Raw genomic sequence first — 22894 nt, forward strand, 5'->3', positions numbered from 1 at the left:
AAATAGGAAACTGGCGAAGTCTTCGATGAAGAAAAGACAGTTTATCTTTTTCCACAGAGTTGTAGGCGTGTTCAATTACTCAAGATATTTTGGACGGTTCGGCTTGCCGAACATTTCTGTAGAAAAATAGGAAGGTGACGCCGCACTCGATGAGTGCTAGGAAGCTTATCTTTTTTCCTAAGAAATGAGACCAAAATTCAATTAAGTAGTTTTTTTGATATTTCACTGGAATAGTGCGGACGGGAGCAACTTCCTTCGGAATTTCATCCCTAATTTTTGAGCCAAATGTCTCAAAAATCCCGTTTTAGATAATAACATTGTTATCATCTAAGATACCACTATAGCGTGAAATATCTTTTTATAGACACCTATTATCAGGTTTTAATAAAAATTTCTATAGCTTAAATACCCTCATCTTTGTATCAAGTACGTACAGAGTCTATTTTATCATATTTTTCTTAAAAAGTACGGGCTTTTCTATTAAAAAGGAACCATTCCCCTCACCTGAGAAGAATGGTTTGCTTTTTATTATCCTAAAGACTGATGATTAAACAAGGCATGGGTTGCTTGGTGGATGTATTTGGCTGTTTCAGCATTGTTCATGGTGTAGAGATGCACACCAGCAACATCCTGAGTGACCAAGTCCACGATCTGGTCCACTGCATAGGCAAGTCCTGCTGCTCTGAGCGACTCAGGGTCATGCTCATACTTGTCTAAGATGGCTTTGAATTTGCGTGGAAGGCGGATATTCTCACAAGTCTTCAAGAGACGAAGCGCTTGGTTACGGTTAAGAATGGGCATGATCCCCGCATGAATAGGAACATCAATCCCTGCCAAGGTACACTTGTCTTGGAAATCGTAGAAGCGCTCATTGTCAAAGAAAAGTTGCGTTACAAGGCTTGAACAGCCTGCATCCACTTTCTTCTTGAGATTTTGAATATCCGAGATTTGGTTTGGAGAGTCAGGGTGCCCCTCTGGGTAGCAAGCACCAATAATATCAAAGTGAGGGGCTTGTTCCTTGATGAACTCGATCAAGTCCGTTGCGTAGCGGAAATCCTTTTGTGGTTCCACATCAGGGATAATATCCCCACGCAGGGCCAAGATTTTCTGTACCCCAACCTTATCCAAGTCTGCAATGGTTTCAGCAACTTTGTCCTTGGTCAGATAGATAGCTGGCAAGTGGGCAATAGTTGGAATCGCCAAATCATTCTGGATAAAGTCAGCCAAACGAACCGTTGTTTCCTTGATATTAAATTTATTATTGCTGGCAGTCACACTGATAAAGTGCGGTGTCAGCTCCCGCATATCCTGCAAGGCTGAAATAATTTTATCATTACCCACAGCTGGGTTTGGAGGGAACACTTCAAATGAAAGTGACGGAGTTTGGCGTGACATAGTCATTATCCTTTTCTTTTTGATTTCATGATTGCTGAGCCAGCTTGGGCCAAGCAGTTCCTTGATCAGTCAGTGTCACGAGAGAAATCTTATCTTACAATTTCTCACGCGCAGCTTTTGCTGCTTCGACAAGGCGGATCAAGCTTTCTTTTGTTTCTGGAATACCACGTGTTTTCAAACCACAGTCAGGGTTGATCCAAACTTTCTTGCTTGGTACTTTGGCAAGGATAGCATCGATTGTGTGGTCGATTTCGCCTTCATTTGGCACACGAGGTGAGTGGATATCGTAAACCCCAGGTCCCACTTCTGTTTGGAAGTTTTTCGCTTTGAGTTCGTCCAAGATTTCAAGGTTTGAACGGCTTGCTTCAAAGGAAATAACGTCCGCATCCATGTTGTCGATAGCTGGGATGATATCTGTAAATTCTGAGTAACACATGTGAGTGTGGATTTGAGTATCTGGCGCTACTGTTGAGTGTACCAAGCGGAAGGCTGGAATAGCCCAGTCAAGGTAGTCTTCGTACCAGTCGCTACGACGGAGTGGCAATTTCTCACGGAGAGCAGCCTCATCGATTTGGATAATCTTCACGCCAGCAGCTTCAAGGTCAAGAACTTCATCCTTGATAGCAAGAGCGATTTGAAGAGTTGAATCCTTGATAGAGATGTCTTCGCGTGGGAATGACCAGTTAAGGATGGTAACAGGACCAGTCAACATCCCTTTAACAGGTTTGTCAGTACGGCTTTGTGCGTAGCTAGACCATTTGACAGTGATTGGGTTGAGACGAGTGACATCGCCCCAAATGATTGGTGGTTTCACCCCACGCATACCGTATGATTGTACCCAACCATTCTTAGAGAAGAGGTAACCTGACAAGTTTTGGCCGAAGTACTCAACCATGTCATTACGCTCAAATTCACCGTGAACAAGCACGTCAAATCCAACTTCTTCTTGCCATTTGATCCATTCGTCGATTTGCTCTGCCAAGAACTTGTCATAGTCTTCTGCTGACAACTCACCCTTACGGAAGGCCAAACGTTTAGCACGAACTTCCTTAGTTTGAGGGAATGAACCGATGGTTGTTGTTGGAAGTGCTGGAAGTTTGAAAGTTTCTTCTTGGATCGCTTCACGTTCTGCAAAGGCTGGCAAACGAGTGTAGTCTGCGTCTGTCAAGCCAGCAATACGGGCACGAAGTTCAGTATTTTCACCCACACGCTCAGTCGCAAAGAGTTCTTTGTTTGCTGCAAGAGCTTGTTCACCTTGACCGTTGCGGATAGCATCCAAATCACGGATCTCATCCAATTTTTCAACTGCAAAGGCAAAGTGGTTCAAGATAGCTGGTTCAAATTCTTCATTAGCGGTTGTAAATGGCACATGAAGAAGTGAGCATGAGCTTGTCAAGACAATGTTTTCAGCTGGAATTTGCTCAAGAACAGCCAAGCTCTTTTCGTAATTATTGCGCCAGATGTTCTTACCATTGACGATACCAGCATAGAGAGTCTTGTCAGCTGGGAAACCACCTTTCACAAGTTCAAGCGTTTTCTTACCTTCAACGAAGTCAAGACCGATAGCATCTACTGGCAATTTTACAAGGTCAGCATAAACGTCACGAACGTCACCGAAGTAAGTTTGAAGCAAGACTTCAAGACCTTTTTTATCAGCCAAGAGTTTGTTGTAGAGGTTCAAGAAGAGAGCTTTTTCTTCAGCTGTCAAATCTTTGACAAGAGCTGCTTCGTCGAGTTGGATGCGAGTTGCACCAAGCTCCGCCAATTTAGCAAAAACTTCTTGGTAAGCAGCCACTAAGCTGTCTACGAAGTCTTCTGCTTTCACGCCTTCTTCAAAGTCTGACAATTGAAGGAAAGTAAATGGACCTACAAGGACAGGACGAGTGTTAAGACCAAGTTCTTTTGCTTCTTGGAACTCATCAAAGATCTTGTGAGCTGCAAGTTTAACTTGAGTGTCTTTTTCAAATTTAGGCACGATGTAGTGGTAGTTGGTGTTGAACCATTTCTTCATCGGAAGTGCACGAACATCCCCTTTTTCACCTTGGTAACCACGCGCCAAAGCAAAGTAACGCTCAAGGTCAGACAAGTCCAAGTTTTGAACAGAAGCTGGCACCACGTTGAAGAGGAAAGCAGCATCTAGGAAGTTGTCATAGTGAGAAAAGTCGTTTGATGGGATTTCAGTGATGCCTTTTTCTTTGACGATGTTCCAGTGTTTTGCACGCAATTCTTTAGCCGCTGCAAGGAGTTCTTCTTCTGAGATTTCTTTTCTAAAGTATTTTTCAGTTGTAAATTTTAATTCGCGGAATTCGCCCAAACGAGGGAAACCGATGATCGTAGTTGACATGATGTGTCCTCCAAAATTTGTTGTTGAAACTATCTTAACAGAAAAGAAAGCGCCTGTATAATTGTAAAAAATTAGGCTTTGATATAGTTTGAAACTATATCACTTTTTCGAACAAAAGAAAAAGACTTGAGACCAGTGTCTCAAATCCTTTGTTTTACTTGTTTTGTGGCTGTATTTTAGTTGGAATGCTCAAACGAGCTATTGACGATTCTCATCAGTGACTATGGCATGCTATTAGAAAAGACTATAGGTTGATCCCCTTCTCTCGGAGATTAGCCAGGCACTCCTCATAGTATCCTGCATCATGCTCACTGTAGACGGGATTGTCCAACTTCTCCTCAGGCAAGTCTTCATAGGGAGGGCAAATTTTGCCACGGTAGTCCTTATCCAGCCACTCTGGACTGACATTGTAGCCACGGTCAGCCATCTCCTTCATGATCAAGCGATGATAGGCATAGAGATGATAGGGCGAGTGGGTAAAGACATAGTTAACCGTCGCATGCTTTCTCCCCCAACCATTGCCACGCAGGGCGCAGCACTCTCGGTGTTGCCCTAGGAGCTGAGGACGAGGAAGTTGTGAAATCAAATCCTCATGCCAAAGTCTCATGGGAGTCTCCTTTCAGTAAAGTCGAATGTTGCAAGTAGGTATTGGGATAGCGTTCCAGCAACTCTCGAGTCTTAGAAATCAAGTCTTCCTTAGAAGCCTGACCAAAGCGGTAGCGATCCAGCAGGAGCATATAGTCTTTGCGCTCAGCATCAGTCGCTTTCTTTTTAAAATAGCCCCAAATATGCTGAAAGGCATTGCAAACCTGACCTCTGTGTTCTGGGATTTGACAGGCACGGTCAATCAGTTTTTGAACATGGTTGACCTCCACCACTTCATTCTTGAGATATTGGCGAATCTCATTGTAAATATTGCTAGAATGGCTCAAAACGAGGTATTTGTTTCTAGCCCAGAGTTGTTGACAGTGGGATTTTTGATTAGTTTGTTCCATGTTTCTCCTTGCTTTTTATCAGTTTCCAGGAAATATGGAAACAAAGTTGTATCTAAAAAATGAGCGGAATATGAGCGGATAAATAGTATTTTTTGTAGAGTCTGATTTTTCTAATAAATCTTGTTCGACAACCTCTTAAATACCTGAATAAGTCTCTACTAACAACTGAATCTTACGTAAAACTTCTTGTTTTTTCCGTTCACGCGCTCCCTGTCTACGAGAAGTTGGTGGAATAATCGAATCCAAATCAGTCCCACTATTTTCAGCATAACCTCGTTGAATTGATTTGTCGATAAACAATTGATAGTCATCTACAAGTTTCTCAGCCTCAGCTAGGTCTTGAATCGCGATTTTCTTGCGCTCCTTGCCATATTCGTAGAAAGCATGGATAATCCCATCATGGTCTTTCAATTTTTGCAAATCGGTGTCATTGATAAATCCAATAACCAACTCTTCTTTGGCACGAATATCGATACTAGAACGAATCACACGACTAACTTCTGCTTTCATTACTTCTTTAGACTCAGAATTCTTCGATTTTTCAACAATCAATGCCAGAATATAGTCTAGGTTAATCTCATCAGTTTTTAGTAACTCAATTTCAAATTCGACATCTGAAAGGTCAACATCCAAATCCTTAGTCTTTTCATAGTTTTTAAGGTTCAAAAACTCATCTCGAATTTCCACATAGGCACTTCTTAAATCCTGAAGATAACCTTCTGAAATTGGTTTGTCAATTTCTTGGAATTCATCATAATTTCGAAGAACATTATCAAGTTTCAACAACTCACCAAATAACTTAACAAACTCTTTTTTATCGTGCTCTGTTTCAATCTCTTGCGGCTTTGGGAATTTTTCCAGAATTTCCTGACAAACCGCAGTATAGCCTTTGACCTCAATACCTGTTACTTGGTCAACGAAACCATCCATGTATTCACTAAAGCTTTTTTCTAAGATGATTTCAAGCTTATTTGTGTCTCCAAAAGTCTTAATAGCTTCTTGCGTAGCCTTTTCTAAATCACGGAAACAAACAATATTTCCAAAGGGTTTGACCTCGTTAAAAATTCGATTGGTTCTCGAAAAAGCCTGAATCAAACCATGATAACGTAGGTTTTTATCGACAAAGAGAGTATTCATGGTCGGCGCATCAAATCCCGTCAAGAACATTCCCACTACAATCAATAAATCCACTTCCTTAGACTTAACTCGTTTAGAAAGGTCTCGATAGTAATTTTGAAACTCTTTACCATCTGTCGAAAAGTTCGTCTTGAACATTTGATTATAGTCGTAGATTGCCTTAGCCAGAAACTCTTTAGAAGATAGAGACATAGCTGTATCTTGAGGGTCTAGCTCTTCATCTTGAATCTCTCCATAAGCTGACTGTTCTTCGTTAGGCGCAAAGCTAAAGATAGTAGCGACCTTCAAACGCTTAACTTCTGGTAGAGTTGCCTGTTGTCGCTGGAGTTCTTCATAGTATAATTTTGCTGCTTCAATACTTTGTACAGCCAACATAGCATTAAAACCTTGCATCTTTTTTTGTTTATGAGTGTAATATTTACTCTGATGCGTCTTGTCATTATAAACTCTCAACAGGTACTCTGTAATGGTTGCTATCCGTTCTGGATGCAATAGGAGCTCCTTCTCCATCTTTTTGAGTTTCTTCTCATCAATCTCTTGACCAACTGCTTTTTCAGCTTCTCTATACTTGTTTATTTCAGGCTTGATATAGTTATAGTCGACTTTGAACTTCAACACTTTTTTATCTCGAATAGCATCTGTTATAACGTAGTTATGAAGTTGCTCTCCAAAAACCTCTTGTGTTGTTTCTCCTGTTAAGCTATTTTCTGGGAAAATCGGAGTACCTGTAAATCCAAATAAAGCATACTGTTTAAAAGCTTTTTTGATACGCTTTTGCGCCTTTCCAAACTGGGAGCGATGGCACTCGTCAAAAATCAAGACACATTTCTTACTGTAGATTTCATGATTTGGATTTGCTGTTATAAATTTATTTAACTTCTGAATAGTCGTGACAATGATTCGATCATCATTTTCTTCGATACTTCGTTGGAGTTCTTTGGTATTGTTGCTACCATTGACTGAATTTGGCTGGAATTTTTGATATTCCTTCATGGTTTGATAATCTAGGTCTTTTCTATCCACCACAAATATCACTTTATCAATATAGTCCAACTCTGTTGCTAAACGAGCGGTCTTAAAGCTGGTCAAAGTTTTCCCAGAACCCGTCGTATGCCAGATATAGCCACAAGCATTAATCGTACCGAAATTCTTCATTTCATTTGTGGAATGAATCTTTCGTAAAATACTCTCTGTTGCAGCTATCTGATAAGGGCGCATGATGAGCAAGGTATTATCAGCATCAAAGACACAATACTTGGTCAAAACTTCTAAAAGAACTCGTTTGCTCAAAAAGGTAACAGCAAAGTCTTCCAGGTCGTGAATTGTTTTATTTTTGCGGTCTGCCCATTCACAAGTGAACTCATAATGATTTTTATTTTGAGCCGTTGTATTGGCAAAATAGCGTGTATAAGTACCATTAGAAATAACAAAAATCTGAATATACTTATACAAAGAATTCTCGCTATTGAAACTTTCCTTACTATAACGGTGAAGCTGATTAAAGGCTTCTTGCAGACGAACTCCTCGTCTCTTTAATTCAATCTGAACTAATGGAAGACCATTCACTAAAATCGTGACATCATAACGGTTGGTATGGCTACCCACTTGGGTCACTTGGTTGATGACCTGCATGCTGTTGTTATGAATGTTTTTCTTATCAAGGATGAAAATATTTTTAATTCGTCCATCATCAAAGACAAAATCATAGATATAATTCTCTTGGATTTTTCGAGTTTTTTCAACTAATCCTTCATTGGGACAATCCAGATACTCTACTACAAAGCGATCCCACTCAGCATTCGTAAAAGTCACCTTATTGAGTTTTTCTATTTGCACCTTTGCATTTGCTAAGAGCTCTTCAGGTGTATGAATATTTAAGCGTTCATAGTTGAGATGATTCACCAAATCAGAAATTAACTGATTTTCTAAATCAGCCTCTGTCTGATATTCTCTATCCGTACGATACTCTGGTTGATACTCAGCCAAGAGAATCCCTTCATTTGTTTCCGCAATTACTTCATGTATTTTTGAATAGTCAACCATAGCATGCTTCCTTTTTTTGTTTTAATTGAGATCCTATCTCATAATGATTAAAGAATTTATCTAGTAAAGTTTAATAATTGTTCTCTCCAGTATTCATACTGTTTCTGTCTTAGTTCAATTTCCTTTGGAAGGCCCTCAGAAAGAGAGTTGGTTAAGGTGTTAAAATTATCAAGAGTGGAGACGATTCTTACTTGTTCGGAAAGGGGCGGTAAGATAAACTTATATTGCATAATAGCTTGCTTATCTCCTCGGGGCATCTTAGAACCTTTTGAATATTGCACATTATAATAAAAGAATCGATCGTCTGACAAAATATAATATAAATATTTGTTTTCCATACAAGAGATTATAGAATTGTGAACTGTCAAGACATCTCCACTTGTCCCACCAACTTGATTCGAAAACCAAATTTTTTTGAGATAAGGTCTGATATTACCAATCAGTATATCACCCTGATTATAGGTTGTAACACTTCCTTGATCAGGTAAAAATGTAGCAACTGTTTTCCCTTTTCTATCTTGCAACAAATTATCAACTCCAACATAAGTTTCAGGAGTTAAATCTGTCACACTAATCCTCTTCTGACTATATTCTGCAACTGCTCCCAACTTCACCCGAATTGGGCCAAATACCCACTGTAAAAGTTTGATAATAGCGGAGTTGTCCCACTCCTCTACTCTACTCTCAGTGTACTCGCCTTCGGCGACGAATGTCAAGAGTTTTTCTCGGAAATATTCGTACTGTTTTTGACGAAGTTCAACCTCCTTGGGAAGTCCGATGTTGAGATCATGACAAACCGTATCAAAGTTATCTAGAACTTGAACAATGCGAGATTGAATTTCGAGGGAAGGGACTGGAATTTTATACTTCTTTACTAAAGCATCAGATATCGCTGGATAACTTGTCCCACTCTGATTTTCCTCCAAGTATTTATAAAATTTACTTGATGAAAATATATGATATATATAGTTCGATAAAACCTCACCATTTGTTCTAAAAACGTAAAATCCTGTACTACAAATCTGGTCATTGTAGTTATCTGTAATTTTCGTAAAACGTTTCAAAGTTGGCCTTGTCGTCCCTAAGATAATATCATTTGATTTGACAATCTTTTGAGCTCTACTTGGAGCAGTTAATTTAGTTATTGATGTAGTCTCAATAATCTTATTAGAAACTCTATCTACTGATGATAAATCTATATATTTAAATTTTTCATCATCTCCAATTTTATTCCAAGAAATATTACTTGTTTGTTCAGAAACTGCATCAAGTGTCTTCCACTCAACATGATAGACTTCATCCTCAAAAGATAACAGTTTATCTCGATAAAAAGAATATTGCTTTTTACGTGAGGTCAATTCTGAGGTCAATTCTGAGGTCAATTCTGTAACATAATCGGTGAATTTGTCAAGTGTTTGCACTATTTTTTCTTGAATTTCTAGAGGAGGGATTGGAATGAGAAACTTTGAATAAGTTCCAATCCATTGTCTACCATGTTGATCCGGTTTATAAGTTATTGTACCCAAATAATGCCATGCATAGCGTAATAAAACTTCGTTTTCAAATTCATCTTTTATCGTTAACATTTTCATTGCGGATGATTTTACTTTAAATTTAAAATCTACCCATTGTTTTGATGTAGTAAAATCATCAAAAATGATAACAGGATTGGTTTTGCTAGCTTGATAAATACCGGTTTTTTCATTTGTATAGCCTAAAATAAATGATTGTCCCGCAGTTAAAACAGGAATTTCATTACTGTCAGTATAAGCTTTACTTGATACAATATATTTGGTTGGTTGTTCATAATCTACTACTTCCCCTAACTCTTTCCACTCAACGGGACAGTTCTGGATTTCTTCTAGGATATTCATCACTTACCTCCTTCCTTGGCTAGATTTTCAATGCTTTTGATTTCCTTGAGGTAATCTTTTTCAACTTGACTGAGGGTCTTGGCTTGGTAGCTCTTATATTCCTTATCTACCTTCTGCTTCATCTGTTCACGAGAGATCAAACCACTGTTAGCTAGCAAGTCTTCCCCAGTAGCCTGAAGGATACGATCCACATGCATCACCCAGTCCGCCATAGTCATGACTTCCTCTCGCTCTGCCTGTCTTTCAGCAAAGTCTAGATATCCTGATACAAGCTGATTAAGCCCACGGAGTTCCTTTTCTGTCAGATAGTTCTTGGCAACTTTTGCTTCAGATAGAGTAGGGAGATCTCCCTTAAAAGTGGTCAAGCCCATAAACTCCTTTTCACTATCAACACGGTTATAAATGAGTTCACTGGCAGTATTGTGGTGAATGGCATAATGCATCTTGTTTTGCACCGTCGCAAAGAATTTCTTTGCCTCTGGTGAGTTTGCATTGTAATCACTTGATGTCGCGAAAAGATCTAAAACTTGACGGTAAAAGACTTTTTCACTTGAGCGAATGTCTCGGATTCTTTCCAGGAGTTCTTTAAAGTAAGAGCCTCCACCCAAGTTTTTCAAGCGCTCATCATCCATAGCGAAGCCTTTGATCAGATACTCTTTTAAGACTGTCGAAGCATAGTGTCTGAACTGGATTCCACGAGGGGAGCGCACACGATAACCAATCGCTAAAATCATATCGAGATTATAGTAGGCGACTTTTTTTGACTGAGTTTTACCAGCTATTGCACCGTGACGAGTGGTTGTCAACTGATAGTTGACAACCACTGTTTCATCCAATTCACCATCTTCAAAGATAGCCTTGATATGTTTACTAATGTTTTGCTTGGAAGTCTGAAAGAGCTCAGCTAGTTCTTGTTGGGTCAGCCAGACCGTTCCATTATCCAAGTGGAGTTCAATAGCGGACTCCCCGTCATCAGTTCTATAGAGAATCACATCATTAGCCATGGCTCAATTCCTCTACAATCTTATCTATCTCTGCACGCAAGTGGTCGATCTTGGCAACAGTCTCAGCGATTTCTTTATTGAGCACATCTATATCAATCTTCTCACGTGTGTCTTCTTGTTCGACATAAGTTGACACAGATAGATTGTAATCCTGCTCTGAACCAATCACATCATTATCAATAAGAGCTGCTTTATAGTCTACACTTTGATAATTAGCGAACAATTCAACAATATGCTCAATATTGCTATCTGTTAAAACATTGTTATTTGTCTCTTTTTTGAACTCTTTACTCGCATCAATAAAGAGGGTTTTGTTTTCTAGTTTATTCTTCGCCAGAACTAAAATCGTAGTTGCGATAGAAGTGCCAAAGAAGAGATTATCTGGAAGGGCAATAACCGCTTCAACAAAGTTGTTATCTACCAGATACTGACGAATGGTCTTTTCAGCACCACCACGATAGAAAATGCCCGGGAAACAAACAATTGCTGCCCTACCTTTATTAGACAAGTGGTTAAGACTATGCATGATAAAGGCAAAATCAGCTTTTGACTTGGGTGCTAGTTTCCCTGCAGGAGCGAAACGGTCATCGTTTATCAGAGTTGGGTCTCCATCACCCACCCATTTGACAGAATACGGAGGGTTAGAAACGATAGCATCAAATGGCTTTTCTTCTAAATGCTGAGGATTTAAAAGGGTGTCTCCTCGCTTAATGTCAAAGTTATTGTAGTTGATATTGTGCAAGAACATATTCATACGAGCCAAGTTGTAGTTGGTCATATTGATTTCCTGACCAAAGAAACCATCCTCTAGGATATGGTCTTCGTATTGTTTTTTCATCTGGAGCAAGAGGGAGCCTGATCCACATGTTGGGTCATAGACCTTGTTAATCTTGTCTTTTCCAACCATGACTAGGCGAGCTAGTAATTTAGAAACCGTCTGAGGTGTGAAAAATTCACCCCCGCTTTTTCCTGCATTACTGGCATAGTTAGAAATCAAGAACTCATAGGCATCTCCAAAGGCATCAATGTCATTTTCCTCAAAGTTTCCAAAGTTAATACTATTGATACCATTAAGAATATCAGAAAGGCGTTTATTTTTTTCTGGAACGCTTCCACCAAGGATGTTGCTTCGGGTATCCAAGTTATCAAACAAACCTTTGATATCATCCTCTGATTTGAAACCAATCGCTGACTTCTCAATAGCTTGGAAAATATTGGCCAATTCTTCGTTTAAGTTTTCATTTTGCGAGGCATTCTTGACCACATTTTCAAAGAGTTGACTCGGAAGGATAAAGAATCCCTTATCCTCAACTGTACCTGGTTTGAAATCTTGCTCAGCTTCTTGGTCACTTATGTCAGCATAACGGAATTCTAAGTCCCCAGCCTCATGCTCCGCACGGTCAAAATAGTCTGCCATGTGCTCTGAAATAAAACGATAGAACAGAATTCCTAGGATATATTGCTTAAAATCCCAACCATCTACAGCTCCACGCACATCGTCCGCAATCGCCCAAATTTTACGATGCAGCTCCTTGCGTTCTGCATTTTCTTTACTTGCCATTTTTACTTTCCTTAATTAATGTATTATCTTTTCTATTTTATCATATTTCAAGAAAAACCACTCGACCTAGGGAGGACGAGTGGGCTATAAACTATTCTTAACTTTATTAAGGTAGTAGAACTTCTTCCATACCATCCTTATCATCACTCTTTACGAATACAATATTCCGTTTACCTGTTAACTCTATCAGTTTTTCCTTCCCAAGAATGATTACGAGATTCTTTATAATCGAACGTTTAGCTGGTTCATCAAAATAAGTGAAAATAAACCGATATAGATACTCACCTTTCTCTGCTAGTTCAAAACATTTTTGAAAAATCTCTTTATCTAACGGATCTACTGAATGACCAAAAACAACAATGTTCTTTGAAGGTAAAACTTCCGTAGAATCAGTCCAACCTACAAAAGGCGTATTTTTTCCAATATAAATTGGAATAATAAAAACTTCTTCAAACTTATTACCAGTTTCTTTAACAACTCTTTGATAATACTTTTGGTAAGGAATCAAATCACTGTTAACATCACTTTCTTTATCTTCAATTCCAAAGACCATAGTATTAATTCCACTGAAGGTTCTATCTAAATCAATTCGGCCATGTATAAAATGAGTTAGTTTCTCATAAGTCTTAAATAGATATCTCGAAGTATTAGTATAATTAAAATTTAATACATAGGTATATGATAAATCAGGTATTGCATCCAAGGCTGTTGGTTTGGATTTAATGCTCCTAACTCCAAAATCAAGAAAGTCCAAATAAGACAGATAGATTTCTAAAAGTTCAATTAATAAATCAAGTTGCCTGATAAATTCATTATTAAATTTTTCAAGTGCAACTTCTCTTTCTAAAGAACTCCAGTCTTCCTCTTTATAAAAGGAAATAAAGCTTCTTGCAACAAATACTTTTGAACTATAATTATTTTCACTTACTAATTTATCTTCAAGTACCCAAAATTGATTTGCAGGAGCAATTTGAAATAGCAAATCACTCTTCTCCTTAAAATACATTATTGCATCTGCAAGTTGAGAAATCATGGTTTCAAGATTAGACCAATTATCCCCAAGGGTATCTTTATTCTCATTAATAAATTTCAAATACAAATTATCCTTATATTTCTCAATCCTTATATTTTTAACTTTTAGAAACTCCAGTAACTCCTCATCTGGATTAGAAAATAATTGTTTTTCAAAGTCAATAAAATCTGTATACTTTGTTTTTCGATCCATAGCAATATCAAAACCATTACCCAGGATTAGAATAGTATCTGCCATATTTTCTCCCTTTGCTTTTTTATTTTCTAGAGCGGTAATATTTTACCGCCCCTACTCCAACTGACTTTTAACCTTCTTCTTAGTCAAGATACGGTCGTTTTTGTTAGAGAGAGCTTTGATACGAGCTTCGAGAAGGGTTTTCCTTCCTGCCTCTGTTCGTGTATAGACGAGGTGATAGCGTCCGATAGTCGGCGTCAGAAAGTCGAGGAATTTCTGTGCTTCTTCCTTGCGCTTGTCAAAAAGACTAGGCACGGCATAGTAAGGTGACTGACCTTGTCGGACTTTCTCTGCCTTCAAGAGATAACGCTGGTTATCCACTGGAGCAAAGAACTCTCCCACAGTCTGCGCAAACAGCTCCTTGTCCCTCATGCTTCCTCCCTTGAGATAGGCGAAAACCATATAATTTTCCTTGTCCTCCTCTACCTGAACACGGGATTGATCATCCGTTAGATGCCCCGAATCTAGCAGAGCCTTTCGGATCTGCTCACCCAGAGATTGCAAACGTTTATAGGGACTCTTATAGCGGAGGTAGCGCCAAGATGCAAAGACCAAAAAGAGGAGACAGACTGCTGTAAGCCACCAAACACCAATCAGTCTCAGTCTAAATAGCAAGACTAACAAATCTACTGCCAACAAGAGCAATGACATGCGAACCCATTTTAAAGCATCAAGCAAGAGCATGACTGGGACCTTCTGTTTTTGAGTCGCGACTTCTGTAACTATCTCGAGCTGATCCGCTACGATAAGAGCATCTTGCCATTTTTTGCGCAAGCCTGCTCGATCCTTGGAGAGACTCTTAACTCGCTCATTGTACTCACTAATTTGCTTTTTCTTAAAAGGGGGCTTTGGAAAATCCAAACGATCCAAACCAGTCTCAATACTCTCCTGATTATAAGCCAATCCAAGAAAATGCTCCATCCGTCGCGACAAGGTCTGCAGATCCTGATTGCTCTCTGGTCTAGGCTCCTCACCAGGAAGAGTGATAAGTGCTTGCGCTTGAACGGCTACCAGATGCCAGATGTTGCTGGTCTTCTCTGGATGTCCCGGCCAGATACGAATGGCACGCCCGCGCATCTGGTTACTCAACATAAAGCTCCCCACAAAGCTTCCGAGGATTAGGGAATTGACACAAGGAGCATCCCAACCCTCTCCGAGGAGAGATTTGGTTCCGACTAGGACTTGAATCCGCCCTCGTTGAAAAAGCTCCGTCACTGCCGCTACGATTCCCTTAGCTGAGCTCGGAAAACCAACCTGCACATAATCTTTTGGATCCAAGTGACCAATAGATGAGAAACTAAGAGGAACCTGAGGCAAGAACTCCTTCAACTCTGCTGCCACATCGGTAGGCAAAATAACGACACTACCCGACAAGACAGCCAAAGACACAGGGATCTCTTGCTCCTGAGATTTTCGACGAATGCTTTCAAAATAAGGGAGAACCCCCAACTGAGAAATGGTTGCCTGATTATCTCCCAGATAGGTGGCAAAATCCTTGCGAATATAGTCAGCTAGTACTAACTGTCTTAGTTCCTGACCTAGACTCTCATACTCCGTCAAGAAGATATCGGCAATGGCAGACAACTTCCCCAGAGATTGGGTTAAAAGCTGGTCAGAAGCCTTAGACTTAACCAGATAAACCTGACGTTTTTCCACCAACCCACGCGCCTTCAAGTCAGCCTCTAACTTTTTCCTATATCCATCTGGATCCTCATACCAATCTGGTGTATGATAGAGTATGCTCTGCAACAGCGTCTCCAGCCAGTAGGAGGTCAATGCTGGAAGCTTCTGGGTTCCCAGTAAATTTTGCAAAGAGGGAGGAATCGTTAACCCCTGAGAATGCATATAAATCAACATAGCGGACAAATACTTGGGATCTTCTAAGAGCAAATCAGATGAAATATCCCCTTTGAGGACCTTAGACCCTGCTACAAATGTTTGAAAATCAGGATCGACTATAAGGTGGTGAATATAGTCCCACTTAGTCTCCTCAAACCGTTTGAGACGTTCCGCCTCTTCAGCTGTTGGTGAACACATATAGACAAAATCCTGATGAGGGCAAAGAGTGTCTTCCTTGACTAGTTCAGGTACCGTGATTTCTTGGTCGATTTCCCCACACATACGGATATAGCGTTCCCAGAGTTCAGGATCGCTGTCATAAGGTGGTGTCGCTGTCAAGGAGATGAGTTTCAGCGGTCCATACTGCTTGCGAAAGGCTTCCAGACTTTTCCACCATTCATTGCGCAGGTGGTGGCATTCGTCCAAGCAAAGAGTCGCAACTTTCTGAGTTCTTAGACTTGCAAGCAAATCAAATCCCACAAAATCCTCTGCTTCTCCATCTTCTTGTGATTGAAGTTGGTTCATAGCACTATGAAAAGCCTGATAGGTCACAATCGTTAATGCTTTCATCTCCTTTAAGTTTTGGGAAACGAGATCTGAAATCTTCTGTTCGTTCTCTAAAAAGGCTGTTTGAATCCTGTCCACCCATTGTTCACGAATGGTGACAGTTGGAACCAAGACAAGGGCTGGATTGCCAAAACGAGCGATTAGCTCGATACCAATGGTGGTCTTGCCGGACCCTGGAGCAGCCACTAGATGAACATGACCGTCTGCTTGATAGTCCTGAAAACGATCCAAGACCTGTTTTTGATATTGGCGCCAGCTTCCTTTAAAGTTTAAACCTAACATGATACTCCTCATTCTATACCATCATTTTCTTATTCTCATTTTACCACACTTATTTCTCCAGTCAGATAATCCAGATAGTTTTTCTCCTCAAAATATGGTATAGTAGAATCATACTATCTATGAGGAGTTTACATGTCACAGGATAAGCAAATGAAAGCTGTTTCTCCCCTTCTACAGCAAGTCATCAATATCTCATCTATCGTCGGGGGAGTCGGAACCTTGATTTTCTGTATTTGGGCCTATCAGGCAGGAGTGTTACAGTCCAAGGAAACCCTATCGGCCTTTATCCAGCAAGCTGGGGTTTGGGGGCCACCACTCTTTATCTTTTTACAGATCCTACAAACCGTCGTTCCGATCATTCCGGGAGCTTTGACCTCAGTGGCTGGGGTCTTTATTTACGGCCACATCATCGGAACCATCTATAACTATATCGGCATTGTGATTGGCTGTGCCATTATCTTTTACCTCGTGCGTCTCTATGGAGCTGCCTTTGTCCAGTCCGTCGTCAGCAAGCGCACCTATGACAAGTACATCGGTTGGCTAGATAAGGGCAATCGTTTCGAGCGGTTCTTTATCTTTATGATGATCTGGCCTGTTAGCCCAGCTGACTTTCTCTGCATGCTGGCTGCCCTGACAAAGATGACCTTCAAACGCTATATGATTATTATCATTTTGACCAAGCCCTTTACCCTAGTAGTTTATACTTATGGTTTGACTTATATTATTGATTTCTTCTGGCAGATGTTTTGAGAATAGAAAAATCCGTTTGGTTGCCCAAGCGGATGTTTTGTTTGTTTTATTTTGCGACACTCTTAGCGAGGACAAAGTTCCCAAGTGTAGCAGAACCATTTCCTGCAACTGCTGGAGTGACAATGTAGTCACGCACGTCTGGTACTGGTAGGTAACCATTTAGAAGAGCTGTAAATTTCTCACGCACACGGTCCAGCATGTGTTGTTGGGCCATAACCCCACCACCAAAGACGATGACGTCTGGACGGAAAGTTACTGTAGCATTGACCGCAGCCTGAGCGATGTAGTAGGCTTGAACATCCCAGACAGAACTGTTGAGTTCGATGTTTTCACCACGAATACCTGTACGGGCTTCGAGACTTGGACCAGCCGCAAAGCCTTCCAAACAGCCCTTGTGGAATGGACAGACGCCGTTAAATTCTTTTTCTACATCCATTGGGTGTTTAGCCACATAGTAGTGACCCATCTCAGGGTGACCGACACCACCGATAAACTCACCACGTTGGATAACACCTGCACCGATCCCTGTACCGATCGTGTAGTAAACCAAGTTTTCGATACGGCCACCAGCATTGTTACGAGCAACCACTTCACCATAGGCAGAGCTATTTACGTCAGTTGTGAAATACATGGGTACGTTGAGGGCACGACGTAGGGCACCAAGTAGGTCTACATTTGCCCAGTGAGGTTTTGGAGTCGTTGTGATAAAGCCATAGGTTTTTGAGTTTTTGTCGATATCGATCGGACCGAAGGAACCGATGGCAAGGCCTGCAAGATTATCGAATTTAGAAAAGAATTCGATGGTTTTATCGATCGTTTCGATAGGAGTTGTTGTAGGAAACTGTGTTTTTTCTACAATGTTAAAGTTTTCATCACCGACAGCACAGACAAACTTTGTACCGCCCGCTTCCAAGCTTCCATATAATTTTGTCATGATAAACCTCTTGTTTTTATTTTCTTTATTATAGCATATTTTGAAAGTCTAGATTTCTCTATATTTTAGATTTTCCTCTGTAAATCTTACCATTCAAGCAAAAACGAACAAACATGTCATTTGTTCGTTTTGTTTTTAGATTTGATTTTTGAAGAGGATTAGGCTTTAACTTCGATGATTGCGTCACCCTTAGCAACTGATCCAGAAGCAACTGGATTTACTGAAGCAAAGTCTGCAGTGTTTGTTACGATAACCATAGTTGTGTTATCAAGACCTGCAGCAGCAATCTTAGCTGAGTCAAATGTTCCAAGAACATCTCCAGCTTTAACCTTGTCACCTTGGGCAACTTTATGGTTGAAGCCTTCACCGTTCATTGAAACAGTGTCGATACCAACGTGAATTAAGATTTCAGCACCGTTAGCTGTTCTCAATCCATAAGCATGGCCAGTTGGGAAGACGATTGTTACTTCAGCATCAGCTGGTGCATAAACAACATCTTGGCTAGGTTTCACGGCGATACCTTGTCCCATAGCTCCACTTGAGAATACTGGGTCATTCACATTTGAAAGAGCAACAACGTCACCAACGATTGGTGTTTGGATAACACCTTCGCTAGGTGAAACCACAGTACCAGTTACTGCTTCTTCTGTTAAACGGTCAGTTTCAGCTTCAGAAATTGCTCCTGAAACTTCTTCTACTTCATCTTCGTAACCAAACATGTAAGTAAGAGCAAAACCAAGTACAAATGATACAGCTACCATAAGAAGGTATTGTAGAAGTTGTCCGTTACCAATGTACAACATTGTACCAGGGATGACTGTGATACCATTACCAGTACCAGCAAGTCCAAGGATAGATGCCAATCCACCACCGATTGCACCAGCAATCAATGAAAGGAAGAATGGTTTACGGAAACGCAAGTTAACCCCGAAGATAGCAGGCTCAGTAATACCTAGGAAGGCAGAAAGAGCAGCTGGGAAAGCAAGTGTTTTAAGTTTAGGATTTTTAGTTTTCACACCAACGGCTACTGTCGCAGCCCCTTGAGCTGTCATCGCTGCAGTGATGATGGCGTTGAATGGGTTAGCATGGTCAGCAGCAAGCAATTGCACTTCAAGCAAGTTGAAGATGTGATGAACACCTGATACGACGATTAATTGGTGAACTCCACCAATCAAGAAACCACCAAGTCCGAATGGCAAGTTAAGAATAGCTTTTGTTCCAATGAGGATGTAACTTTCAACAACGTGGAAGACTGGTCCGATAACAAACAATCCAAGGATTGACATTACAAGGAGTGTTACGAACGGTGTTACCAAGAGGTCAAGTACATCTGGAACAACTTTACGAACAGCTTTTTCAAATTTAGCTCCGACAACCCCGATGATGAAGGCTGGAAGAACTGAACCTTGCAAACCTACAACTGGGATAAATCCGAAGAACTGCATTGCAGTTACTTCACCACCAGAAGCAACAGCCCAGGCATTTGGAAGTGAGTCAGATACGAGCATCATACCAAGGACGATACCAACGGCTGGGTTACCACCGAATACGCGGAAGGTTGACCATACAACCAAACCTGGCAAGATGATGAAGGCTGTATCTGTGAGGATTTGGCTGTAAATGGTAACATCTTCTGGAAGTGTGATTCCAAGAGCGTTCAAGAGACCACGAAGACCCATGAAGAGACCTGTCGCTACGATAACTGGAATGATTGGTACAAAGACGTCACCGAAAGTACGGATAGCACGTTGGAACCAGTTTCCTTGTTTAGCAGCTTCTGCTTTCATATCTTCTTTAGAAGATGTTGGTAAACCAAGTGCAACCACTTCGTCGTACATCTTGTTTACTGTACCAGTCCCAAAGATGATTTGGTATTGGCCTGAGTTAAAGAAAGCCCCTTGAACTTTATCCAAGTTCTCAATCACTTCCTTCTTGATTTTTCCTTCATCTTTGACCATGACACGTAGACGAGTCGCGCAGTGGGCTACACTGTTGACATTTTCACGTCCACCAAGGGCTTCGATGACCTTTTTTGCAATATCCTGATTGTTCATTTGCAAAAATCTCCTTATATAAAATTTTGTAAAGTGTTTGAAAGCGATTTTATCCGCCCTACGACTATTATTTTATCATGTTTCTAAAATATGTCAAGCGTTTTGCAGGATTTTTTATTTCCTTTCTTTTTTCTCTGATTATTTTTGCTCGTTTTTGATGGAAATTCTCTTTTTCCTCAAAAAAATATCTTTAACCTTGAGGAATCAAGGTTTTTATTTACATTTTCTTTCATTTTTCCGTGAAAATTTGCCAGATTCCCTTTACTTGTTTTATGGCAATCGTTTGACATATTTTTCTTTTTTTTAACATAAAAGACTTGCTTTTTTTGCCGAAAACGTTTACTATTAATAATAGAATAGAACTTATGGAGGAAAGATAAAATGGAATGGACAACCGAGCGTCGTTATAGACCCTATGAAGATTGGACGCAAGAAGAAATTCAACATATAAAGGAAAAGATGGCACAATCTCCATGGCATACTCATTACCATGTTGAGCCAAAAACAGGACTTCTCAACGACCCAAATGGCTTTTCTTACTTTGATGGCAAGTGGATTCTCTTTTACCAGAACTTCCCCTTTGGTGCAGCCCACGGTTTAAAATCTTGGGCACAGCTAGAAAGTGATGATTTGGTTCACTTTAGAGAAACTGGAGTCAAAGTTTTACCAGATACTCCATTGGATAGCCACGGTGCCTACTCTGGTTCTGCCATGCAGTTTGGCGATCAGTTGTTCCTATTTTATACTGGAAATGTCCGTGATGAAAACTGGATCCGTCACCCCTACCAGATCGGGGCTCTTTTAGATAAGGATGGCAAGATTACAAAGATTGACAAGATCTTGATTGACCAGCCAGCAGACTCTACTGATCACTTCCGTGACCCACAAATTTTTAACTTTAAAGGTCAATATTATGCTATCGTCGGTGGACAGGACTTGGAGAAAAAAGGCTTCGTCCGTCTCTACAAGGCTGTGGACAATGATTATACAAACTGGCAAGCAGTTGGCGACCTTGACTTTGCTAACGACCGTACTGCCTACATGATGGAATGTCCAAATCTGGTCTTTGTAGGGGAGCAACCTGTCCTTCTCTACTGTCCACAAGGATTGGATAAGGGTGTCCTAGGCTACAACAATATCTATCCAAATATGTACAAAATCGGGGCTTCCTTTGATCCTGAAAATGCTAAAATGGTCGATGTATCTCCATTGCAAAATCTAGACTATGGTTTTGAAGCCTATGCAACTCAAGCCTTCAACGCTCCAGATGGACGTGCACTAGCAGTAAGTTGGCTTGGATTACCAGATATTTCTTACCCATCTGACCGTTTTGACCACCAAGGAACCTTCTCATTGATCAAAGAACTCACTATCAAAGATGGCAAACTCTACCAATACCCTGTCGCAGCCGTCAAAGAACTTCGTTCTTCTGAAGAGGTCTTCTCAAACCGTACTCAAACCAATAACACCTATGAACTGGAGCTCAACTTAGAAGCCAATAGCCAAAGCGAGATTGTCTTGCTCGCTGATAAAGAAGGCAAGGGGCTTTCAATCAACTTTGACCTTGTCAATGGACAGGTGACAGTGGATCGCAGTCAGGCTGGTGAACAGTACGCCCAGGAATTTGGTACAACTCGTTCTTGCCCTATCGATAACCAAGCTACTACTGCCACTATCTTCATTGACAAGTCAGTCTTTGAAATTTTCATCAATAAAGGAGAAAAAGTATTTTCTGGTCGTGTCTTCCCACATGCGGACCAAAATGGTATCCTGATCAAGTCTGGAAACCCAACCGGAACTTACTATGAATTAGATTATGGTCGCAAAACTAACTGATGTCGCAAAACTTGCAGGCGTCAGCCCCACTACCGTCTCACGGGTCATCAATAAAAAGGGTTATCTATCTGAGAAAACCATTCAAAAGGTAAATGAAGCCATGCGAGAATTGGGCTACAAACCCAACAATCTGGCTCGAAGCCTCCAAGGAAAATCTGCCAAGTTAATTGGACTCATTTTCCCAAACATCAGTCATGTCTTTTATGCAGAGTTGATTGATAAGTTGGAACACCAACTCTTCAAGAATGGCTACAAGACCATCATCTGTAACAGCGAACATGACTCTGAAAAAGAACGAGAGTACATTGAAATGCTGGAGGCCAACCAGGTAGACGGTATCATTTCTGGAAGTCACAACTTGGGAATCGAAGACTACAATCGCGTGACGGCGCCGATCATTTCCTTTGACCGAAACTTGTCTCCAGACATCCCTGTCGTCTCCTCCGATAACTACGGTGGCGGAGTCCTCGCTGCCCAAACTCTGGTCAAGACAGGTGCCCAGTCTATCATCATGATTACAGGAAATGATAACTCTAACTCGCCTACTGGACTGCGCCATGCTGGCTTTGCATCTGTTCTCCCGAAAGCGCCTATTATCAATGTTTCGAGTGACTTTTCTCCCGTCAGAAAAGAAATGGAAATCAAGAATATCTTGACCCATCAGAAACCAGATGCGATTTTTGCTTCGGATGATTTGACAGCTATTCTGGTCATCAAAATCGCTCAAGAGCTGGGAATTTCTGTTCCTGATGAACTCAAGGTCATCGGCTATGATGGGACTTACTTTATCGAGATCTACTATCCTCACCTGACAACGATTAAGCAACCTATGAAAGAGATTGCCCACCTCACTGTCGATCTCCTCTTGCAGAAAATTGAAGGCAAGGAAGTTGCGACAACTGGTTACTTCTTACCAGTCACCCTATTACCTGGAAAAAGTATTTAATACTCTTCGAAAATCTCCTCAAACCACGTCAGCTTCCATCTGCAACCTCAAAACAGTGTTTTGAGC

Annotated in this window: 15 protein-coding genes; 3 read left to right on the top strand and 12 right to left on the bottom strand. The window is 40.6% G+C overall.

The window, feature by feature from the left end; genetic code table 11:
• Positions 1–528: 528 nt before the first annotated feature.
• The 10 genes from metF to HMPREF2853_RS08380 form a co-directional block, all read right to left on the bottom strand.
• Positions 529–1395 (bottom strand): methylenetetrahydrofolate reductase [NAD(P)H], encoded by an 867-nt coding sequence (gene metF, locus HMPREF2853_RS08335; protein WP_002881487.1) that lies wholly within the window; start codon positions 1393–1395, stop codon positions 529–531.
• Positions 1396–1489: 94 nt separating this feature from the next.
• A complete protein-coding gene (metE, locus tag HMPREF2853_RS08340; RefSeq protein ID WP_070535754.1) occupies positions 1490–3739 on the bottom strand; it encodes a 5-methyltetrahydropteroyltriglutamate--homocysteine S-methyltransferase in 2250 nt (749 codons plus the stop codon).
• Positions 3740–3983: 244 nt separating this feature from the next.
• The gene (locus HMPREF2853_RS08345) at positions 3984–4346 is read right to left on the bottom strand and encodes a TIGR02328 family protein (protein WP_070535757.1); all 363 of its coding nucleotides are present in this window, start codon (positions 4344–4346) and stop codon (positions 3984–3986) included.
• Positions 4330–4734, bottom strand: coding sequence for a YbgA family protein (locus HMPREF2853_RS08350; RefSeq protein ID WP_061587391.1), 405 nt, complete (start codon positions 4732–4734; stop codon positions 4330–4332). Before HMPREF2853_RS08350 ends, HMPREF2853_RS08345 begins: the two co-directional genes overlap by 17 nt.
• Before the next feature lie 135 nt (positions 4735–4869).
• Positions 4870–7914: a type I restriction endonuclease subunit R gene (locus tag HMPREF2853_RS08355; protein ID WP_070535760.1), complete on the bottom strand. Its 3045-nt coding sequence runs from the start codon at positions 7912–7914 to the stop codon at positions 4870–4872.
• A 56-nt stretch (positions 7915–7970) separates the two neighbouring features.
• On the bottom strand, positions 7971–9788 hold the full coding sequence (locus HMPREF2853_RS08360) for a restriction endonuclease subunit S (RefSeq protein ID WP_070535763.1): 1818 nt from the start codon (positions 9786–9788) through the stop codon (positions 7971–7973).
• A complete protein-coding gene (locus HMPREF2853_RS08365; RefSeq protein WP_070535766.1) occupies positions 9788–10792 on the bottom strand; it encodes a virulence RhuM family protein in 1005 nt (334 codons plus the stop codon). Before HMPREF2853_RS08365 ends, HMPREF2853_RS08360 begins: the two co-directional genes overlap by 1 nt.
• Entirely contained in the window at positions 10785–12353 is a 1569-nt protein-coding gene (locus HMPREF2853_RS08370; protein ID WP_070535769.1) for a type I restriction-modification system subunit M, read from the bottom strand. Before HMPREF2853_RS08370 ends, HMPREF2853_RS08365 begins: the two co-directional genes overlap by 8 nt.
• A gap of 106 nt (positions 12354–12459) precedes the next feature.
• Complete coding sequence (locus tag HMPREF2853_RS08375) at positions 12460–13623, bottom strand: AbiH family protein (RefSeq protein WP_070535772.1); 1164 nt, start codon at positions 13621–13623, stop codon at positions 12460–12462.
• Between the two features lie 51 nt (positions 13624–13674).
• Positions 13675–16308, bottom strand: a complete 2634-nt coding sequence (locus HMPREF2853_RS08380; protein WP_070535775.1) for a DEAD/DEAH box helicase family protein — start codon at positions 16306–16308, stop codon at positions 13675–13677.
• Positions 16309–16440: 132 nt separating this feature from the next.
• Between HMPREF2853_RS08380 and HMPREF2853_RS08385 the strand changes: the two genes are divergently transcribed.
• Positions 16441–17058, top strand: a complete 618-nt coding sequence (locus HMPREF2853_RS08385; RefSeq protein WP_000076176.1) for a TVP38/TMEM64 family protein — start codon at positions 16441–16443, stop codon at positions 17056–17058.
• Between the two features lie 46 nt (positions 17059–17104).
• On the opposite strand, the gene scrK is transcribed toward HMPREF2853_RS08385, so the two are convergent.
• Positions 17105–17992 carry a fructokinase ScrK gene (gene scrK, locus HMPREF2853_RS08390; protein WP_000164279.1) on the bottom strand — a complete coding sequence of 296 codons (888 nt, stop codon included), beginning with the start codon at positions 17990–17992 and terminating at the stop codon, positions 17105–17107.
• A 158-nt stretch (positions 17993–18150) separates the two neighbouring features.
• A complete protein-coding gene (locus HMPREF2853_RS08395) occupies positions 18151–20046 on the bottom strand; it encodes a sucrose-specific PTS transporter subunit IIBC (protein WP_049484303.1) in 1896 nt (631 codons plus the stop codon).
• Positions 20047–20427: 381 nt separating this feature from the next.
• Between HMPREF2853_RS08395 and HMPREF2853_RS08400 the strand changes: the two genes are divergently transcribed.
• Together HMPREF2853_RS08400 and HMPREF2853_RS08405 are read left to right on the top strand one after the other, a co-directional pair.
• Positions 20428–21882, top strand: coding sequence for a sucrose-6-phosphate hydrolase (locus HMPREF2853_RS08400; RefSeq protein ID WP_070535778.1), 1455 nt, complete (start codon positions 20428–20430; stop codon positions 21880–21882).
• Entirely contained in the window at positions 21863–22828 is a 966-nt protein-coding gene (locus tag HMPREF2853_RS08405) for a LacI family DNA-binding transcriptional regulator (RefSeq protein ID WP_070535781.1), read from the top strand. Before HMPREF2853_RS08400 ends, HMPREF2853_RS08405 begins: the two co-directional genes overlap by 20 nt.
• Positions 22829–22894 lie beyond the last annotated feature (66 nt).

Origin of the sequence: Streptococcus sp. HMSC077F03 (assembly GCF_001812375.1) — a bacterium.
Taxonomy (GTDB): Bacteria; Bacillota; Bacilli; order Lactobacillales; family Streptococcaceae; genus Streptococcus; species Streptococcus oralis_S.